The organism is Aliidongia dinghuensis, assembly GCF_014643535.1.
Lineage (GTDB): Bacteria > Pseudomonadota > Alphaproteobacteria > ATCC43930 > CGMCC-115725 > Aliidongia > Aliidongia dinghuensis.
Window position 1 is genome coordinate 305,130 of sequence record NZ_BMJQ01000003.1, and the last position, 18,675, is coordinate 323,804.

Consider the following 18,675-nt stretch of genomic DNA (forward strand, 5'->3'; position numbering starts at 1 on the left):
TTTTGGGGCTCCTTCTCAAAGCTTTGAACAAGCCGCAGGCTAGGTGCTAGGATCGGCCGACCATACTCACTAGTGAGTATACATCGAGGCACCATGTCGACCGATGCGAAGCAGACCCGTCAGCGCCTGATCGATGCCGCCGCGGCCCTGTTCTATGACGAGGGCATCGGTGCGGTGAGCGTCGATGCGGTCGCAGCGCGCGCCGGGGTCACCAAGCGCACGCTCTATTATCATTTCAAGAGCAAGGACGAGCTGGCGGCCGCCTATCTCGACGCACGCGACCAGCCCAATCTGGCGGCATTCCAGCGCTGGTTCGCCGCGAGTGAGGGTGGGCTCGCGGCGAGGATCCAGGGCCTGTTTCGCGCCCTCGCCCGGGTGGCGCGCCGGCCCGGCTGGAAGGGCTGCGGCTTTCTGCGCACCTCGGTCGAACTCGTCAACCTGCCGGGTCATCCGGCGATGCGGATCGGCGCCGCGCATAAGAAGAAGGTCGAGGCCTGGCTCCGCGGCCTGTTCGAAGCGGAGGCGATCGCCGATGCCGCCGGCCTCGCGCGGCAGATCATCCTGCTCATCGACGGCGCCTTCGCCGTCGTGCTGCTGCATCGTGATCCGTCCTACATGGAGACGGCCGGCGACGCCGCAGCCGCCCTCGTCACGGCAGCACTGGCCCGGCGCGGCGCGGCCAGCGTCCAGATCTAGCAGCCCCGACCTAGTCGCGCCGGGCGCGCTCGCGGCGCAGGCAGCGGGCGAATTCCTGTGCCGCCGCCCCGGCGCCGTGCCGCGGCACATGGAGGTTGACGGCGAAGCTCGTCAAGGGCGGCAGGCCGCTGTCCGCGTCGAGGATCGCGAGATCGGCCGGCACGGTCGCGACGAGCCAGGCGGTGACGGCCAGGTCCGCCTCGACCGTCGCGCGCGTCGCCTCGATCGTGCCCTGCTCGAACACGGTGCGCCAGGCGAGGCCGTGATCGCGCAGGGTCTCGAGGATGACCGGGCGGAAGGCGCAGGTCTCGCTGATCATGGAGAGCGGCAACGGCCGTTTCAGATGCGCCGCACCGCCGCGCGCGCCGACCCAGACGAGGCGCTCGACCGCAAGGCACTCGCCATCCGTCGGGCCGACCGGCGCCTCGATCACGGCGAGATCGACCTCGCCAGCAGCGAGGAGCGTCGTCAGCTCCGGCGAGGACGCACAGACGAGCGAGATCTCGACCTGCGGACAGGCCTCGGCATAGGCCCGGAGCGCCGGCGCGATCCAGGCGCCCGCGAGGTCATAGGGCACGCCAAGCCGGAGCCGCCCGCGGATCGCGTCGCGGGTCATGTCGCCCCAGATCTCGTCATTGAGCACGATGAGGCGCTTCGCCTTGCCCAGGAGATGCTCGCCCGACGGCGTCAGGCGAAGGCCGCGCCGGTCGCGCTCGAACAGGCTGCAGCCGAACAGGTCCTCGAGCCGCTTGATCTGCTGGCTGACCGCGCCCTGGGTCAGGTTGAGCGCATTGGCGGCCGCCGTCATGCTGGCGTTGTCCGCCGCCGTGACGAAGGTGCGGACGAGTGCAGTATCGAGATTGCGGATCATTCAGGCATCATGATTGCTAATGCCAAACATGGCAAACATTGCATTTCATGATGCCGATCGCCCGCCTACGCTCCCTCGACTTTCAATGGAGGGAGGCATATGGCCGGCACGATCCTACCCCTGGCGCTCTTCGCCCTGGTCTCGACCATCACGCCGGGCGGCGCCACGACGCTCGCGACCGCGTCCGGCGCCCAGTTCGGCTTTCGCCGTTCGGTGCCGCTGATGGCGGGCATCGCGCTCGGCCTGGCCTCGCTCGCCGCCGCCGCGGCGGCCGGCCTCGCCGGCCTGCTGCTGGCCGCCCCCGCGCTCGAGCTCGCACTGAAGCTCGCCGGCACGCTCTACCTCTTGTGGCTCGCCAGGAAGATCGGCCGCAGCGGGCCGCCGGCAATGAAGACCGAGCTGGCGCGGCCGACCGGCTTCATCGCGGGCGCCTGCCTGCTCTGGCTCAATCCGAAAGGCTGGGCGATGACGCTCGGCGCCGCTGCGTCGTTCGCGGTGCTGGCCGCAAACCCGCCAGCGCTCGCCCTGCTGCTGGGGACGACCTTCGGGCTTGCCGCGGCCTTTTCGCTCACGCTCTGGTGCCTGGCCGGGCTCATGCTGGCCCGGCTGCTCAGGACCGAGCGGCAATGGCGCCGGCTCAACGGCGCACTGGGCCTGCTGCTCGCCGCCTCGATCGTGCCGATGTGGCTGCCGTGAGCGGCCTGCCCGAGACCGTCGACATCGAAGCCGCCTTCGCCCGGCTGCGGGATCACTGGTCGCCCAGGGTCGTGGTCCAGGTGAACGACCAGTATGTCAAGGTCGCGAAGCTGCTGGGCGAGCTCGTCTGGCACCGGCACACCGACGAGGACGAGCTGTTCTACGTCGTACGCGGGCAGCTCGTGATCGAATACGAGGCCGACCGATCGGTCACGCTCGGCCCGGGATCGATCCATGTCGTGCCGCGCGGCGTGCTGCACAATCCGGTCGCGCGCGAGGAATGCTGGATCGTGCTCGTCGAGCCGGCGACGACCCGGCACACCGGCGACGTCGAGACGCCGCGCACGAAGTCCATCGCCGACCAGTTGGCGTGACCGGAGCGAGCACCCTGCCCCGGTCACGCGCGACGGATCACATCGGCGGCACGACGCCGTTCACGCCGGCGAGCACGGCGTTGGCCGAGAGCGTGCCGTCGGCCGCCTTCGGGCCGAAGACGACGACATGGACGCCCGCTTTCAACAGGCCGCGGTCGCCAGGTGCCAGCGTCACGACCGGCACGTCGTCCGGCACGGTGACCTGTTTCTCACCGCCCTTGTAATCGACCGTAAGCGTGCGACCATGCGCGCTGTCGAGCTTGCCGACGGCGCCGTTCGTCATGGTGCTGGCGTTCGGCAGGTCCCAGGCATAGTGCCCGTCGCCGGTGCCGCGCATGCTCTCGGGGAACACGGTGACCTCGATCGCCTTCAGGCTGCCGTCCGGCTGCGGCGCCGCCGCCGTGCCGATGTAGCTGTTCGGCTGGATATCGGCGATCGCGCCATGCGAGACGGCGACAAAGTGCGTGTCGGGCGTAAGCGCGATCGTGACGGCCGCACCCGTGCGCGGCTTGACCGTGATGGCATTGTCGGTCACGGACTCGACCGTCGCCCGCGTGCGCACAGGCGTCGGCGCGGTTTCGGCCGAAGCGGCGCCGGCGAGGAACACGGCGCCGAGGGTAAGTGCGGTGAGGATCTGCTTGCGCATGCCCTGTGTCTTTCATCATTGAACCGGCCGACACAGCACACGGAGCGGCCCGCGCGCGCAAATCACGTTGCCGCGAGGGGTGGTGGATAAAAATCTGACGCTTGGTACCGGTACTCAAGGCCGACTCAAGATGCATTCTGGAAGGGCAGATTTCGTGCTGATGCCTGCGAAAGCTGCTGTTCGTGGCTCTTATGGCGGTTGTTCGGCGACATAGTCGTAGAAAAGCCAAGACATCGTTGTCGCATAACGACGAACAATCACCGTACGCTCGGTTCCCGAATGGAGGTTGACGAGCGGTAGGCGTGTATTGCACCAACAGCAGATAAGAGGCATCACATTACTCGTATCACCATAAGGAATGCGCGTGACTAAGCGAGCAACGAAGAATCCGAGTAAGGTATTCGCCAATGTTCTAAAGCAAGCTGAACAAAAGCTTTTGCTGGAAGCTGGGGCTGCCGAAAACTTCGACCATAGAGGTCTTAAAGGCGGCGAACGAACCGCTGCACTAGCCGAGTTTCTCGGGAAGCATCTCCCCGCAGTTTTTGGGGTCGGAGGCGGCGAAGCTATAGACTTTCGAGATAATCGGACCGGCGAACTGGATCTCTTCATTTACGATAAATCAACCGCAGCACCGATCCAATCTTCAACCGACAGCTCTCTTGTACCGGCAGAGGCTTTGTACGCTGTGATCGAGGTGAAGTCCGTCTTGAGCCAGGACGAAATGAATAAGTGCATGCTGGCCGGAAAGAGGGTTCGTGAGCTCCGCCCCTTCAAAGGGCATTTTATCGCGTCACCGGTGGATGGAAAGAGGCACGAGGAACATTATCGGTGCCCTTATTTCGTGTTCGCCTATACAAGCAACCTTAGTCGCGATGACTGGGCACAGAAGGAGTTTGATCGCACAAAATTGGCTGCAAATAGCGCTGAATGCAGCCTAGATATTGTAGATCGCGTATTCGTTCTTGATCGTGGAATATTGCGCCCACAGATTGGGGCAGCTTCAGTCTGGGAGAATTCGTCTGGGATCTTTCTAGACTTTTACATCCATCTCATTAACTTCCTCACGCGAGAGAGAGCGCGGCGGCCGACGATTGATTGGACGGCCTACACCGCGCGCGGCCGCTGGGTGAAATTGCGCTAAGGTCGCGAGATTGGGTGGTGCCGATTCGCGCCAATATTATTGGAGTGGATCGAAACGGATTGGACCATCGGCGTGGATGCGATTTGAAGCACGGAGCCTCAATGCCCGGCAACTTTCAGGCATCAGGTCAGGAAGGATAAGCGTCGTATACGGGTCGGAGGTTGCCATGCACCCCTGCTGACCGGAGAATGCCAATGTGTCACCAACAGACAGTCGCGGCGACTGTTGAAATCGAGTGGGCTCCAAGTATTCCGTTCGAGCACTTGGCCAATCAAGGCATCAGCCAAGCCGAGTACATGCCTAAACATCGGCACTCATGCCAAAACGGCTAGCGCCAGCAGCGAGCCGAGTGGTCCAGGCTGGAGGTCTATTGCCACTCAGATCTATAGTCGCGAGTCCGGGCAGAACGGTTTGTTCGTAGCGCACCCTCATCACAGTCGGTGGCCACAGCTATGCCTCCCAAAGATCTAATGACGCCCTTAACGAACAACGCGATCGATTTCCTCGCCTGGGCGATTGAAGATTTCAAGGTGCAGCCAAAGGCCTCAATAATCAACTTTTACACCGCTGTAGAGCTTTTCCTCAAAGCAAGGCTAATGCACGAGCATTGGTCGCTGGTAGTTGCTAAAGACCCTGACCGACAAAAATTCGAAGCCGGAGACTTTACGTCGGTATCGTTCGAAATGACTTGTGAGCGTTTGCAGAAAGTTGTGCAGAGTCCGGTACCTGACGAAGCTCGCAAGAACTTTGATACCGTGCGCAAGCACCGCAACAAAATGGTGCATTTCTTCCACGAAGCCGATTTTAGCTCAGGCCCAAAAATCGAGGCGGTCGCTCGGGAGCAACTTAGGGCCTGGCACGACCTTCAACAATTGCTGACGGTTCAATGGGCGAACGTCTTCCAGACTTACCGGCAGGATTTTAACGAAATCGAGCGGAAACTGAAAGGCCATCGAGAATACCTTCGAGCCAAATTTGATGGGCTTGCTCCAAGAATCGCTCACGAGAAAGCAAATAAAGCAGTCTTTCGGACGTGCGGTTCCTGTGGCTTCGACGCCGCCACCCAGATCGAGATTTTGGGCGCGCTTCTGGAGTCCGAGTGCTTGGTATGTGGCTATCACGACAAATGGCTCGATTTTACGTGTACGGATTGCGGAGAGGTCTCTCCGCTCCGAGATGGCGGCGAATTCCGATGCGAGCATTGTGGCTGCACTGCGGACGGAGAAATGATCGCAGATACTTTAAACGAATTTTCAGTAACTGTGGACAATTATTTAGAGTCAATAGTTCCGGCAAACTGCTCAAAATGCGACGGTTATCATACGGTGATAGAATTCAAGAGTCGCTATCTTTGCGTTTCCTGCTTATTTGTGTCGAACGAGCTAAGCTCGTGCGAATATTGTGGCGAGTCCAGCAATGGCAACATGGAAGATAGCTATCTGTCAGGCTGCAGCCTTTGCGAGGGCAGTGCGGGCGGACGTCGCGACAAGGATGACTAAGTCTCAGAAGACCGGGCCGATCGAACGTCCGGTTCGGAGTGGCAAAGGGTGACGATGGATAGACCGCGATGGCTCGGAACCGGCCCCGTGACACCGAGCACCAAGCGTCAGATTTTCCCGCTAGGATCCGCCGCCCGAAGCGGCACCCAGCGCCGGCCATTGCTCCAGCGCGGCGCGGCCTGCATCGGTGAGCGCATAGACCCCGCGCGCGACCCGGTCGAACCAGCCGTAGTAATTGCGCTGCAGAATCTGGGCGGCGTCGGGCACCTGCGGGCGCAAGTCCTTGGGCCGGGCGGGACCTTGGGCGAGCCCGGCGGCGCAGGCGAGCGCCTGCTGGCGATAGGCGGTCATGAGCGGCGCGCGGCGGGTCGAGCCGCCCGGGGCCGGATCGCCCGCGCGGCGGTGATGCTCGCGCACGAGGCGCGCCCGGCGCTTCTTGTCGGCGCGCGGCCGCCATTGGGTTGGCTCGACCAGCACGTCGACACTGGCCGTGGACGAGACCAGCAGTAGGCCGAAGCCCAGCAGGCGGCAGAGCTTCTTCACCCGCCGGTCGCCCTCGCGCCCGCGCCCCGACGGCGAGGCGCGGACGGCGAGCCAGACCTCGTCGCAGGCCGCGGCGCGATCGACGCCCTGCAGCACCAGTTCCAGCGTGAAGGCGCGCTTCAGCTCGGTCACGACGACGAGCGGCGGCTCGCCCGCCTTGAGCGCCACGATATCGCAGCCGCCGATCTCGCCTTTGACCTCGAAGCCCTGGGCCTCGAGGAAGCGCTTGATCGGCGGATAGAGCGCCGTTTCCGCCTCGGACACTGGCGCTACCAGGAACTTTCCGTGAGGAAGTTCTGGGCGAGGAACTGATAGAGCCGGCGGATCGCCGCCTCGGTGGCGCTCGAGATGTCCGGCACCAGCCCCTCCCACGCGACCAGGATCTCGTCCCATTTCATCAATTGCAGATGCGCCGTGTCGCGCTGCTCGCGGACATAGGCCAGATACTGGTCGACGTTCGCCAGGATGGCCAGGATCTCGCCGGTATTGGCATCGGCCTCGGCGAAGAACTTGTTGAACCGGTTGATCGGCTTCTGCAGCAGGTTGTTGACCCGGATCAGCTCCTCGTCGACCGTGCGGTCGCGGCGATAGACCCGGCGGAGCGTCGCCACCTTGTCCATGAGCCGGGCAACGGCGCCGGCGCGCTCGCGCAGCGCCACCAGATAGGCCAGGTCGCGCGCGAACCGGTCAAGCCGCGCGTCGAGCTCGCGCCCCTGGTCGGGGCCGAGGCCGAGCCGGGCCAGGATGGAGCCGAGCCCGCTCTGGATGCGCGTCTGAACGCCGGGATCGTCGACCATCTGCAGGATCTCGATCGGGTCGGCCAGCACCCGCTCCTGCCCGCCCAGGAAGCCGTAGAGCTGCAGGGTCAAGCGGCCGCGCGCGGTTTCCCGATGCTCGTCCGACACGGACCAGGAGGCGGTGCCGTCCAGGATCTCGCGCGGGATCGAGTCGCCGGGCCGGATTACCTTCACGAACTTGAGGCCGGAGACGACCAACTCCAGCAGCGCCCCGTCCGGCGTGCCGGCGAGCTCGAACTCCTTGATGAAGGCGGTGAGCGGTACCTGGGCGTCGAGCTCGCCGAGCTTGAGCGCGAGGCACGGCTGCCCGTCGCTGCCCAGCAGGAACCGGGCATCGGGCGCCCGGAAGGCCTGGTGGGCGAATTCGAACAAGGTGCTGGGACCGGGGAGGACACTCACGCGCGCGCTCGATCTTTCAAGCCGGGCGCGACCGGCGCGCCCCACGCCGCGCATCCTGGATCAAGCCGCGGGCCCGGTCCACTCGCGAATGGGTCGCATTCAACCTTCTGCCGTCCCGCGCGCGCTCGACCGCAGGATATGCTCGCGCATCCGCCGCTCCGCGAGCTCCGGGTCGCGCGCGGCGAGCGCTTCAAGGATCGCCGCATGCTCCGCCAGCCCCTGCGCCGCCTCGCCCGCCGCCTTCAGCACACGGCGGCGGTTGAGCTCGTCATAGACCTTGAGCGTCTCCAGGAGCTGGCGCAGATAGGCATTGTCGGCGATCCGGTCGATCAAGGCGTGGAACTGGGCGTTGCTCGCCACGACCGCCTCGTGGTCGGCCGCCTCCGTCGCCAGCCGCATGGTCGCGAGGTGCGCCTCGAGCATCGCGACTTCCGCGTCGGTGATCTTCATCGCCGCGAGCCGCACGACGACGCTTTCGAGCGCCGCACGGATGAGCGCCATCTCCGACGATTTCTCCGGCGAATAGCTGACGAAGGTGCCGCGCCGGGGGGCCGTCACGATCAGGCCCTCGTGCTCGAGCCGCTTCAGCGCCTCCTTGATCGGCGTCGTGCTGATGGCGAGTTCCTCGGCCAGCTGCCGCTCGCGCAGGCGCCGGCCCGGCGCGAAGACGCCCGTGAGGATCGCGGCCCGGATCCGGGCATAGGCATGATCGGCCAGGCTCAGCTGCTGCTCAGCCCGAATCGGCTCAAGGCCGCCCGATGTCTCCTCCGTCATTGCACCTGGCATTCCATCCGTCACCACAGCACGATCACTACCATAGGTGCACCCTCCGTTTCTGTGATACATCAGATATCAGGCGAAGGAAGCTCGCCGCAAGAACCGCAGAACCACCAGGGGGGATCAGCACATGAAGCATCGTTTCAGGTCCGGCATTCTCGCCGCCGCATTGGGATTGGGCCTGCTGGCGGGCCAGGCCGGCGCCGCCACCATGGTCTATGTCTCGAATGCGGACAGCAAAGACATCTATGTCCTGACGCTCGACAACCGGAGCGGCGCGGTCAAGCTGGTCGAGAAGGTGCCGGTCACCGGCACGGTGATGCCGCTCGCGATCAGCCCGAACCACCGCTACCTCTACGCGTCGCTGCGCTCGGAGCCGTTCTCGGTCTCGAGCTTCGCGATCGACCAGGCGACGGGCCGGCTCGGCCTGCTGTCGACCGTGCCGCTGCCCGACAACATGGCCTATCTCTCGACCGACAAGACCGGCCGTCTCCTGTTCGGCGCGTCCTATACGGGCGACAAGATCTCGGTCAACCCGATCGGGCCGCAGGGCTTCGTCCAGCCGCAGCCGATCGATGTCATCCCGACCCGCAAGAACGCCCATTCGATCGTGACCGACCCGTCGAACCACTATGTCTTCGCCTCCAACCTCGGCGGCGACATCATCCTGCAGTACAAGCTCGACCCGGTCTCAGGCCACCTGACGGCGAACGGGACGCCATTCGTCGAGACCAAGCAAGGCGCGGGCCCGCGCCACATCCTGTTCCATCCGAACGGCCGCCTCGTCTATGCGACGAACGAGCTCGACGGCACGGTCAACACCTACAAGTTCGATCCGGCCGCGGGCACGCTCACGCTCATCGCCTCGACCTCGGCCATGCCGGACGGCTTCACCGGCGGCAAGCCGTGGACCTCCGACCTGCACATCACGCCGGACGGCCGCTTCCTCTATGTCGCGGAGCGGACCTCAAGCACGCTCGCGGGCTTCCGCATCGACGGCGAGACCGGCGCGCTCACGCCCATCGCCCATACGCAGACCGAGGCTCAGCCGCGCGGCTTCAACATCGATCCGCGCGGCCACTTCCTGCTCGCCGTCGGCCAGAAATCGAACGGCATGTCGGTCTATGCCATCAACGGCGATACCGGCGCGCTGACATCGCTCGGGCATCATGAAATGGGCAAGAACCCGAACTGGGTCGAGATTCTCGATATCCCCTGAATGGCGGCGGGGAGACGGGCAGCCCGTCTCCCCGCTCGGCCATCAGCGGACCGGCCGGGACGGACCTTAGCTTCAGGGCTAATCGTCGGAGCCGGGCGCGCCCTGCACGGCGCGGGACCCGGGCGTCAGCCAGGACGCCGCGCGCGCGGCCCAACCCCGCCAGAGCGGCAGTTGCCGCTCCGTCACGAGGCCAAGGGCGACGATGCCGGCGGCCAGGGCCGGAAACGCGGCCATGGCGGAGTGCACGCCCAGGACGCCCCAGATCAGGGAAAACAGGGGCATGTGATAGAGGTAGATCGAGAAGGTGAAAGACGCAGCCGACCGGCACGGCCCCTTGATCCGTCGGAGGCTTGCGAGCCATGAAGCGAGGTTCGACGCGGCGACGAAATTGACCGACACGATCAGCCCGAGCAGGATGTCGCCGACGAATTGATTCGCGCCATGCAGCGAGCCGATGAGCGCCGGCAGGTAAACCGCCATGGCGTTCCGGATCGCGATCGAGGCCCCGCTCAAGACGAACGCCAAGGCCAGCAGGATCGACAATCCGAAAAGGACCGCGGCGACCGGCCGCGGCAGGCGGATCCGGGCGCGACATATTGCGACGCCCATCAGCCAGATGGGCATGAGCAACAGGATCTTCGGGCCGGCGATGCAGGCGCCGACCGCGAGCGCGGGCAGTCGCCAGCGGCGCGGCGCATAGGTCAGGACACCGAACAGCGCGTAATACCAGGCTTCGAAGCTCAGCGACCAGAACGGTGCATTGAACGGCGGCACCAGATCGAGCGACCAGGATTGTGCGAGGAAGACGGCGCTCAGCAGGGGTGGCACCCAAGGCATAGCCTGATGATCCAGCGGGGGCGCCGCGTAGATCTCGACGCCGGTCGGCACCAGGGCGGCAGCAACCAAGGACAGGGCGAGCGCGGGCAGCGCAACCGACCACAGGCGGGCGAGCCGGTGCTGGATATAGACCGATGCGGGGCGGCGAACGCTGTCCGTGGCGTGCGCGACCACCAGGCCCGACAGGACAAAGAACACCACGACCGCGTCATGGCCCGGCCATGGAAGCGGATGGGCCGGCACCAGCATGCGCCAGGTGTGGCTGAGCGCCACGACGAGGGCAGCGCCGAACCGCAGCAAGTCGAGATAGAGCGAGAACGGCTCGCTCAGGATGTTGCTCGATCCGCCGGCCGAAACGGGCGCGCGCATCGATACAGCGTGCGACGGGTTCTGTCGCATTCCGGTTGCCTCAGATTTTCAGGATGGCTCGCGCTGGGGCACCAGCGACGGGGAGGATCCAGTCGATTGCTCCGCGCCGACAACCATATGTGGAGCCGGCGGCGCGCGCAACGGCGGAGATTCGGCCTCCCCGCTTAACCCGTCAGGCCGACCGGCTGGCTCCAGCCTCGGGATAGGGCCGCGCCGCCTCGACCTCGGTGCGGGGCCGGATCGTGAAGAAGGCGATCACGGCCGACAGGAACGCGCAGCCGGCCAGGAAGTAGAGCCCACCCTCATAGCCGCCGGAGGATTGCTTGATCCAGCCGACGATATAGGGCCCGACGAAGCCGCCGAGATTGCCGATCGAATTGACGAGCGCGATGCCGCCGGCCGCGGCCGTGCCGGTCAGGAACTCGGACGGCAGCGGCCAGAACGACGGCTTGGCGCCATAGATGCCGATCGTCGCGACCGACATGGCGGCGAGCGCCCACCAGGAACCACCGATGAAGCCGGTGAGCGCCAGGCCGCCGGCACCGATGAGGCACGCGACGATATAGTGCCAGCGCCGCTCGCGCCGCCGGTCGGACGAGATCGCCCAGAGCACCATGCCGACCGTACCGATCAGGTAGGGCACTGCGGTGAGCAAGCCGGTCTCGGTCTCGCTGGCACCCATCGCGTTGATGATGAGCGGCAGAAAGAAGGTGATGCCATAGGTCGCTGTGACGATCGTCAGATAGATCGCCGCAAGCACCAACGCGCGGCGGTCGAACAATACCGCCCAGCGGCCCTCAGGCGGCCGGCCCTGCAGCACCGCCTGGCGCTCGGCCGCGAGCCGCCCTTCGAGCCAGGCCTTTTCTTCGGCATCGAGCCAGGCGGCATCCGCCGGCCGCTCGGTCATGACCGCCAGCACGACGAAGGCAAGCAGCACGGCCGGCAGCGCCTCGACGACATAGAGCCATTGCCAGCCCGGCACGCCCCAGAGCCCGTCCATCTTGAGGACGGCGGCAGAGGCCGCCGCGGTCACCGCGTTCGAGCCGGGCACCGCCAGGAACAGGGCCGAGATGACGCGCGCCCGATAGGCGGCCGGGAACCAGTAGGTGAGATAAAGGATGATGCCGGGGAAGAAACCGGCCTCGGTGGCACCCAGGAGGAAGCGGAACAGGAGAAAGCTCGCCGGCCCGCGCGAGAGCGCAGTCAAGGCCGCCATGACGCCCCAGCTGATCATGATGCGCGCGATCCAGCGCCGCGCGCCGAACCGCTCCAACATCAGGTTGGACGGCACTTCGAACAGGAAGTAGCCCAGGAAGAAGATGCCGGCGCCCCAGCCATAGATATAGGCGTCGAGCCCGAGATCGCGCGTCATGCCGAAGGAGGCGAAGCTGACGTTCGTCCGGTCGATGTAGGCGACGAAATAGATCACCACGATGAGCGGCAGCAGGCGCCAGGAGATCTTGCGGATCGTCCGTTGCTCGAGCGTCTTGTCCATGAAGCATTCCCCCCGGGAGATCACGGCAATGGGCGGCGTTGGCTCGCCGCCTTTGTGTGGCTTTTTGCTTAGGAAGTTTGGAGCGGCCTGGTCAGGCCGCTCCCTCCAGCGGCTCGGCGTCGAGCGCCAAGAGCGTGCGCGCCGTCTCGTGGATCTCGGCATGATGCTCGGGGCCGATATTGCTCAGCATCGGCAGCATCGGGCCCATGTCGGCAACGCCCGACAGCGTCACCGCCTCATGCATCACGCGGATCTGGCTGAGGCGGTCGCGCAGGGTTTCGAGCGGCAGGAAGCGCTCGCGCAGCTTCTGCGCCATGGCGGCGTCGCCGCGCTTCAGCGCCCGGAGCAGCGCCTGGGAACTGCGCGGCGCGATGCAGACCGAGCCCGAGGTGAAGGCGGCCAGCTTGAAATCGAGCAGGTGGCTGATGGTCGGCCGCTCGCCCATGCCGCTCACGATCAGGCGGCGGTCGACCAGGTCGACGAGGCGCGTCAGATACTCGTCCTGACCCGGATCTTCGCGCTCGATCGCGTACTTGATGGCGCAGACGGCGCCGGCATCGACGAGCCGCGCCAGCGCATCGGGCGCCAGATAGGCGGCCGACTTCACATAGATGATGAGCGGCCGGCCGAATGCCTCGGCCGTGCGGGCGAGCCCCTGCTCGACGCCGGCCGGGGTCGACTGCAGCGCCATGGGCAGCGCCATCGCCGTCGGGAACGCCCGGCCGCGCAGGATGCGCGCCTGGTCGATCAAGCGGCCATAATCGGGACCGATCGACGGAATGACCCAGCTGTCGGGCGCCGCCGCCTCTTCGAGCAGGTCCAGCAGCGCCGGATATTCCGCAAGGCCAACGTTGTAGAGATTGGCATTGCCGCCATAGAGCAGCGTGGTGACGCCGCCAGCCTCGAGATGGCGGATCTGCGCCTTGTTGGCCGCCGCGTTCAGGCTGAGGTCGGCATGACGGGCGAGCGGCGGAACCGCCAGCACCGATTGGGCGAGGTCGGCCGGCGTCACCGGTGTCGTCTTCATCACGAAATCTCCGTCGCTGTCACGGGGCGCGCCCGGCAGCGACCGGGCCTCGAGCCTAGGTAGGCAGGATCGGCCAAACTCGTCAACTTGTAAGACGACTGGCCGGCAGAAAAATCTTTAGGGCGCGCGCGAATCCGGTCATAGTCGCACCATGAACTCGTCACTTCTGCATGAGTGTTGCCCTTGAGCCGGTTGCTCGCAGCCCGCCATGAAACGGAACTCGGCAGCGACGCGGCACCGGCGTTCCGCACGCCGCGCCGGGCGCCGCGGCTCGCCGACCAACTCTATGAGGAGATCCTCGGCCAGATCGTCGCCGGCAAGCTGCCGACCGGTGCTCGCTTGCCGTCGGAGACCCGGCTTGGCGCGATCTTCGGCGTCTCGCGCCCGGTGATCCGGGAGGCGATCTCGCGCCTGCAGGCCGACGGGCTGGTCGCGACACGCCACGGCGCCGGCACCTTCGTCCTGCGCCGCCCTGGCCCCGAGTTCCTGCGCCTGGCACCGATCGGCAGCATCGCCGACCTGATGCGCTGCTGCGAATATCGCATTGCGGTCGAAGGCGAAGCGGCGGCCCTCGCGGCAGAGCGCCGGACGCCCGAGGCGCTCGCAGAGATCGAGGCGGCGCTGGCGGCGCTCGACCGGGTGATCGAGCGCGGCGAGGTCGGCGCCGAGGCCGACAACCGCTTCCATGTCGCGATCGCCAAGGCGAGCCAGAACGAGCTGTTCCGCGCGAGCCTCGATGCGCTGTCGAGCCACATCTTCGCCGGCATGACCGTCGCGCGGAACCTGACGCTCGGCCACAGCCGGGAACGGCTATTGCTGGTTCAGGACGAGCATCGCCGCATCGTCGAAGCGATCCGCGCCGGCGACGCCGAGGAGGCCCGGCGCGTCATGCGCCAGCACATCGACAACGCGCGCGCCCGCATGCTGGGCGATCCGCACGGGCTGTCGCCCTCGCCCGCTGACGAGCTCGCCCAAGAGACCTAGCCTCGGTTGGACCGGGCGGCCGGCGCCGCGAGCGTCGCGAGCGCTGCCCGGCCCGAGCCGGACGGGATCGCCAGGCCATGCTCGACCGCGCTTGGCGGCACGGCGCGCAGCCGGCGCGTCACCCGGAACGCCACGATGACGGCGATGAGCCCGAACACGAACGAGCCCAGGGTCTGGCCATAGAGCACGCCGGTCGGGCCGTAGGCGCGGCCGATCGCCACGAACGGGATCGTGCCGAGCGTCGCCCGACCCCAGTTGAACAGCGTCGACAACAGCGGATAGCCGAGGTTGTTGAACGCAGCATTCGCGACGAACAGGCACCCCGTGAAGACGAAGCCGCCGGCGAGCCAGGAGCAGAACAGGTCGATCAGCACGCGTGCGTCGCCCTCGGCGGAAAAGACAAAGAGGATCGCGCGCTCGGCCGCCGCCAGGACCGCCCAGGCGGCGAGCACGGTCGCCAGCACGACCAGCAGGCTGTCGCGCAGCGTCTCGCGCAGCCGGTCGAGCCGGCCGGCACCCAGGTTTTGTCCCAGGATCGGCCCGACCGCGCCGGTCAGCGCATAGACGAGGCCGAAGGCGACCGGCGAGATCCGGTCGATTGTCGCCTGCCCGGCCACGGCGTCAGGCCCGAACCCGGCCATCGCGCGCGTCACATAGGCGGCACCCACCGGAGTCGCGAGATTGGTCAGGATCGCCGGGCCAGCGATCGCCAGCACCGGGTGCACGTCCTGCCACAGGTGCCTGGGCTCGATCCGCGCCAGCAGGTCGTGCCGCCGATGGGCCGCGTGCCAGCCGAGGCCGCACAACAGCAGGCGTGCGAGCACCGTCGCGATCGCCGCCCCCTCGAGATCGAGGTGCAGGCCGAAGATGAACAGCGGATCTAGCAATGCGGTCGCGACCGCACCTGCGAGCGTCACGTTCATCGCGCGCCGCGCGTCGCCGGCCGCGCGCAGCAGGGCGGCGAAACCCATGCCGGCCGCGGTCAGCGGCAGTGACGGCGAGGTGATGGTGAGATAGCCCGCGGCAAGCCGGCGCGTCTCACCCGCAGCACCCAGGAAATCGAGGATGGGCCCAAGCGCCAGCACGGTGCCGATGCCGACGATGGCACCCACAATGACCATCAGGGCGACGCTGGCGCCGGCGATCCGCCGCGCCTCCTCGCGCCGGCCGGCGCCGATCTCGCGCGAGGCGACGGCACCGACGCCGATGGTCATGCCGATCGAGATCGCGGTCTGGAAGAAGCCCACGGCACCCGCGAAGCCGATTGCCGCCGCGATCGGTTTCTGCCCGAGGATCGAGATGTAGAACAGGTTGGCGAGGTCGACGGCGAAGACCGCGATGAGGCCGATCGCCCCGGTCCCGGCCATGACGATCACGTGCCGCAGGATCGGGCCGGAGACGAAGCGCGGAGCGGCGGGCGAGGTCGCGGTCATGGCGCTCGCTTGTACCCGTCGCCGGCTGCGGCGGCGAGAAATATTGCTACCGCCGGCGCTCTACCCGGCATAGGCTTGCATCAATGAAGTAACGAATGACGGGAGGATCGGCATGGAGCCAAGGAACGCGACGGTTGCGGTCGTCGGCGCCGGCGACTTCATCGGAGCCGCCATCGCGAAGCGCTTCGCCGCCGAGGGCTTCACCGTGTTCGCCGGCCGGCGCAACGGCGAGAAGCTGGCGCCGCTCGTGGCCGAGATCGAGGCCCAAGGCGGCCGGGCTGTCGGCCGCACGCTCGATGCCCGGCAGGAGGATCAGATCACGAGCTTCCTTGCCGAAGCGGACGCGACGGCGCCGCTCGAGTGCTGCATCTTCAACATCGGCGCCAACGTCAATTTCCCGCTCATCGACACGACGGAGCGCGTGTTCCGCAAAGTGTGGGAGATGGCTTGCTACGGCGGGTTCCTGACGGCGCGCGAGGCGGCGCGGCTGATGCTGCCACGCGGCCGGGGCGCGCTGTTCTTCACCGGCGCTACCGCAAGCCTGCGCGGCGGCCCCGGCTATGCCGCCTTCGCCAGCGCCAAGTTCGGCCTGCGCGCGGTCGCTCAGAGTGCCGCCCGCGAGCTCGGGCCCCGGAACATCCATGTGGCACACCTGATCATCGACGCGGCAGTCGATACCGAATGGGTGCGCCAGCGCATCGCCGCGCGCGAGGGGGCGGCAGTGCTCGAGACGCTCGAGCCCGACCGGCTCATGGACCCGGCTTCGGTCGCCGAGACCTATTGGCAGCTCTATCGCCAGCCGCGCGACGCCTGGACCTTCGAGACCGAGATCCGCCCCTTCGGCGAGAAATGGTGAGCGCCATGCGTCACGCGGAATTCTTCTTCGACTTCGGCAGTCCCAACGCCTATCTCGCGCACAAGCTCCTGCCCGGCATCGCAGAGCGGACCGGTGCCGAAATCGTCTATGTGCCGATCCTCCTGGGCGGCGTGTTCAAGCTCACCAACAACCGCTCTCCGGCCGAGAGCCTGGTCGGCATCCGCAACAAGGCGGCTTACGAGCGGCTGGAAATGACGCGCTTCATCCGGCGCCACGCCATCCCGTTCACCATGAACCCGCATTTCCCGGTCAACACGCTGCAGCTCATGCGCGGCGCCATTGCGGCTCAAGAGCTGGGCGTGTTCGAGCGCTACGTCGATGCCGTGTTCGACCATATGTGGCGGGAACCCAAGAAGATGGACGACCCGGTCGTGGTTGCGGCGGCGCTTGCCCAGTCGGACCTGCCGGCCGAGGCGCTGATGGCGCTCGCCCAGACCCAGCCGATCAAGGACCGGCTGCTCGCCAACACCCATGACGCGGTCGAGCGCGGCACGTTCGGCGCGCCGACCTTCTTCGTCGCAGGCGAGATCTATTTCGGCAAGGACCGGCTCGACGCCGTCGAGGAAGCGCTCGGGGCGGGCTGAAAGAAGGGCCGGAGAAAGAGCAGCATCACACGCTTTGCGACGCGACGCGCCGTTGCAGCGTCCTAAGCCCCCTGTCGAGCGACGTTTTCCAGGGCACGCACCGCCGGCCGACGATGACGATGACCAGGAGCGTGCCCGCCAGCAGGTAGATCCGCTGCGTCCAGGCGGACGGCTCGGCAATGGGAATCGCGGCGAACAGCTGGATCAACGGCCGATGGAACAGGTAGAGGGGAAAGGTCAGCGAGCTGAACCATCTGATCGGCGATTTCCATGGACCGAGCATCCGGCTCGTCCAGCGCTCGAGTGACATCATGCCGTAGAGATGCAGCGCGAAGGCCAAGCCGTCGACGTAATCGGCGATGAACGCCTCGCGATGCACAAGGTCGGAGGCGAGATTGGGCAGGCTCGCCCGCAACATCGGCGAACTCAGCAGCAGCACCAGCCCCAGAACGGCAGCGAGAGCGCCCGGAAAAGCCGGCAGCACCCACCGCCGGGACAGATGATAAAGCCCGAATCCCAGGAGCCAGATCGGGAAGAGCCCCAGAACCGCCGGACCGGCCAAGAGCGAGACCAGCAGGATCGACAGCGCCCGGAACGAACCCGATGCGAAGACGGCGAGACCGATCAGCGCATAGTAGAAGGCCTCGAAGCTCAAGGACCAGAAGGGCGTGTTGATGCCGGGCTCCATGTTCGGAGCGAGCCAGGTCTGATTGAGCAGAAACAGCGTGGAGATGTAATGCAGGGGTTGGCCGTCACGCGGATAGCTCCACGGCCCCTCGAAATAGAGATCGGGATTGTGGTGCTGTCCGATCGCATCACAGACTGCCGTCAGCAGCAACGCCGGCAGGACAACCGAATAAAGCCGTGCGAGCCGTTTTCGAACATAGACCGCAGCGTCGTGTTCTCGACAGTCGAGCACGTAAGCGATAACGAAACCAGAGAGAACAAAGAACAGCATTACCGCCGTCTGCAGGTACTGGCCGAACCGCCACAAGAACCCATCGGTAAAATAATGCCCCGCAGCATGCCCGAGAAAAACAGACATTGCCGCCATGAATCTCACGACGTCGAGATAATTGCCAATACCACGAGGGAGATCCGTCTCGCCATTTTCAAAACTATGGCCAGAAAGAAATTTCATGCGGCCCTCGGCTTGAAATGTCGCCAGCCGGCAGAGACAAATTTAATCAAAAGCAGGAGGAGCGACTCTATAACCGATAAGGTCGCCGGCCGCGACAAATTTTGAGCATGCCGGAGAAAGTCAGCATTTGGTCGAAGGCCCCCCCCAGCATCACGACGCGGTCAAGCGCGGCTCGTTCGGCGCGCAGACCTTCTCCGCCGAAGGCGCGATCTATTCCGGCAAGGACCGACTCGACGCGGTCGAGGAAGCGCTTAGGGCGGCGTGAGACGG

20 protein-coding genes are annotated in these 18,675 nt (G+C 65.9%); 10 read left to right on the top strand and 10 right to left on the bottom strand.

Annotation, left to right across the window (positions count from 1 at the left end; all coding sequences use genetic code 11):
• The first annotated feature begins 93 nt into the window (after positions 1-93).
• Positions 94-696, top strand: coding sequence for a TetR/AcrR family transcriptional regulator (locus IEY58_RS07415; RefSeq protein ID WP_189044129.1), 603 nt, complete (start codon positions 94-96; stop codon positions 694-696).
• Between the two features lie 10 nt (positions 697-706).
• Here the strand turns inward: IEY58_RS07415 and IEY58_RS07420 are convergent, their stop codons facing one another.
• On the bottom strand, positions 707-1,567 hold the full coding sequence (locus IEY58_RS07420; RefSeq protein ID WP_189044131.1) for a LysR substrate-binding domain-containing protein: 861 nt from the start codon (positions 1,565-1,567) through the stop codon (positions 707-709).
• 99 nt (positions 1,568-1,666) lie between these two features.
• On the opposite strand from IEY58_RS07420, the gene IEY58_RS07425 reads away from it, so the two are divergent.
• On the top strand, positions 1,667-2,263 hold the full coding sequence (locus tag IEY58_RS07425) for a LysE family translocator (protein WP_189044132.1): 597 nt from the start codon (positions 1,667-1,669) through the stop codon (positions 2,261-2,263).
• Positions 2,260-2,637, top strand: a complete 378-nt coding sequence (locus tag IEY58_RS07430; protein WP_229743557.1) for a cupin domain-containing protein — start codon at positions 2,260-2,262, stop codon at positions 2,635-2,637. The genes IEY58_RS07425 and IEY58_RS07430 overlap by 4 nt, the downstream gene beginning before the upstream one ends.
• Positions 2,638-2,674: 37 nt before the next feature.
• On the opposite strand, the gene IEY58_RS07435 is transcribed toward IEY58_RS07430, so the two are convergent.
• Positions 2,675-3,283, bottom strand: a complete 609-nt coding sequence (locus tag IEY58_RS07435) for a DUF5666 domain-containing protein (RefSeq protein WP_189044136.1) — start codon at positions 3,281-3,283, stop codon at positions 2,675-2,677.
• A gap of 364 nt (positions 3,284-3,647) precedes the next feature.
• Here IEY58_RS07435 and IEY58_RS07440 point away from each other — a divergent pair, with 364 nt between their 5' ends.
• Positions 3,648-4,424 carry a DUF6602 domain-containing protein gene (locus IEY58_RS07440; RefSeq protein ID WP_189044138.1) on the top strand — a complete coding sequence of 259 codons (777 nt, stop codon included), beginning with the start codon at positions 3,648-3,650 and terminating at the stop codon, positions 4,422-4,424.
• Positions 4,425-4,894: 470 nt separating this feature from the next.
• A complete protein-coding gene (locus tag IEY58_RS07445) occupies positions 4,895-5,923 on the top strand; it encodes a hypothetical protein (protein WP_189044140.1) in 1,029 nt (342 codons plus the stop codon).
• A 120-nt stretch (positions 5,924-6,043) separates the two neighbouring features.
• Here IEY58_RS07445 and IEY58_RS07450 read toward each other — a convergent pair whose 3' ends face one another.
• From IEY58_RS07450 to IEY58_RS07455, 3 genes are all read right to left on the bottom strand, one after another.
• Positions 6,044-6,730, bottom strand: a complete 687-nt coding sequence (locus IEY58_RS07450; protein WP_229743558.1) for a DUF2161 domain-containing phosphodiesterase — start codon at positions 6,728-6,730, stop codon at positions 6,044-6,046.
• Positions 6,731-6,735: 5 nt separating this feature from the next.
• Complete coding sequence (locus IEY58_RS34315) at positions 6,736-7,662, bottom strand: hypothetical protein (RefSeq protein ID WP_229743559.1); 927 nt, start codon at positions 7,660-7,662, stop codon at positions 6,736-6,738.
• Between the two features lie 99 nt (positions 7,663-7,761).
• Entirely contained in the window at positions 7,762-8,436 is a 675-nt protein-coding gene (locus IEY58_RS07455) for a GntR family transcriptional regulator (protein WP_189044144.1), read from the bottom strand.
• A 133-nt stretch (positions 8,437-8,569) separates the two neighbouring features.
• On the opposite strand from IEY58_RS07455, the gene IEY58_RS07460 reads away from it, so the two are divergent.
• Complete coding sequence (locus IEY58_RS07460) at positions 8,570-9,658, top strand: lactonase family protein (protein WP_189044146.1); 1,089 nt, start codon at positions 8,570-8,572, stop codon at positions 9,656-9,658.
• 78 nt (positions 9,659-9,736) lie between these two features.
• On the opposite strand, the gene IEY58_RS07465 is transcribed toward IEY58_RS07460, so the two are convergent.
• From IEY58_RS07465 to IEY58_RS07475, 3 genes are all read right to left on the bottom strand, one after another.
• On the bottom strand, positions 9,737-10,864 hold the full coding sequence (locus IEY58_RS07465) for an acyltransferase family protein (protein WP_189044148.1): 1,128 nt from the start codon (positions 10,862-10,864) through the stop codon (positions 9,737-9,739).
• Positions 10,865-11,036: 172 nt separating this feature from the next.
• Positions 11,037-12,359: an MFS transporter gene (locus IEY58_RS07470; protein WP_189044150.1), complete on the bottom strand. Its 1,323-nt coding sequence runs from the start codon at positions 12,357-12,359 to the stop codon at positions 11,037-11,039.
• A gap of 91 nt (positions 12,360-12,450) precedes the next feature.
• Positions 12,451-13,386, bottom strand: a complete 936-nt coding sequence (locus tag IEY58_RS07475; protein ID WP_189044152.1) for a dihydrodipicolinate synthase family protein — start codon at positions 13,384-13,386, stop codon at positions 12,451-12,453.
• Between the two features lie 183 nt (positions 13,387-13,569).
• Here IEY58_RS07475 and IEY58_RS07480 point away from each other — a divergent pair, with 183 nt between their 5' ends.
• The gene (locus tag IEY58_RS07480) at positions 13,570-14,370 is read left to right on the top strand and encodes a FadR/GntR family transcriptional regulator (protein ID WP_189044154.1); all 801 of its coding nucleotides are present in this window, start codon (positions 13,570-13,572) and stop codon (positions 14,368-14,370) included.
• Here the strand turns inward: IEY58_RS07480 and IEY58_RS07485 are convergent.
• The gene (locus IEY58_RS07485) at positions 14,367-15,803 is read right to left on the bottom strand and encodes an MATE family efflux transporter (protein WP_189044156.1); all 1,437 of its coding nucleotides are present in this window, start codon (positions 15,801-15,803) and stop codon (positions 14,367-14,369) included. The two genes, IEY58_RS07480 and IEY58_RS07485, sit on opposite strands and share 4 nt — an antisense overlap.
• Before the next feature lie 112 nt (positions 15,804-15,915).
• Here IEY58_RS07485 and IEY58_RS07490 point away from each other — a divergent pair, with 112 nt between their 5' ends.
• Together IEY58_RS07490 and IEY58_RS07495 are read left to right on the top strand one after the other, a co-directional pair.
• Positions 15,916-16,659, top strand: a complete 744-nt coding sequence (locus tag IEY58_RS07490) for an SDR family NAD(P)-dependent oxidoreductase (protein WP_189044158.1) — start codon at positions 15,916-15,918, stop codon at positions 16,657-16,659.
• 5 nt (positions 16,660-16,664) lie between these two features.
• The gene (locus tag IEY58_RS07495; protein ID WP_189044160.1) at positions 16,665-17,264 is read left to right on the top strand and encodes a 2-hydroxychromene-2-carboxylate isomerase; all 600 of its coding nucleotides are present in this window, start codon (positions 16,665-16,667) and stop codon (positions 17,262-17,264) included.
• Between the two features lie 25 nt (positions 17,265-17,289).
• On the opposite strand, the gene IEY58_RS07500 is transcribed toward IEY58_RS07495, so the two are convergent.
• Positions 17,290-18,405, bottom strand: coding sequence for an acyltransferase family protein (locus IEY58_RS07500; protein WP_189044162.1), 1,116 nt, complete (start codon positions 18,403-18,405; stop codon positions 17,290-17,292).
• 127 nt (positions 18,406-18,532) lie between these two features.
• Between IEY58_RS07500 and IEY58_RS07505 the strand changes: the two genes are divergently transcribed.
• Positions 18,533-18,670, top strand: coding sequence for a hypothetical protein (locus tag IEY58_RS07505; RefSeq protein ID WP_189044164.1), 138 nt, complete (start codon positions 18,533-18,535; stop codon positions 18,668-18,670).
• Positions 18,671-18,675: the final 5 nt, after the last annotated feature.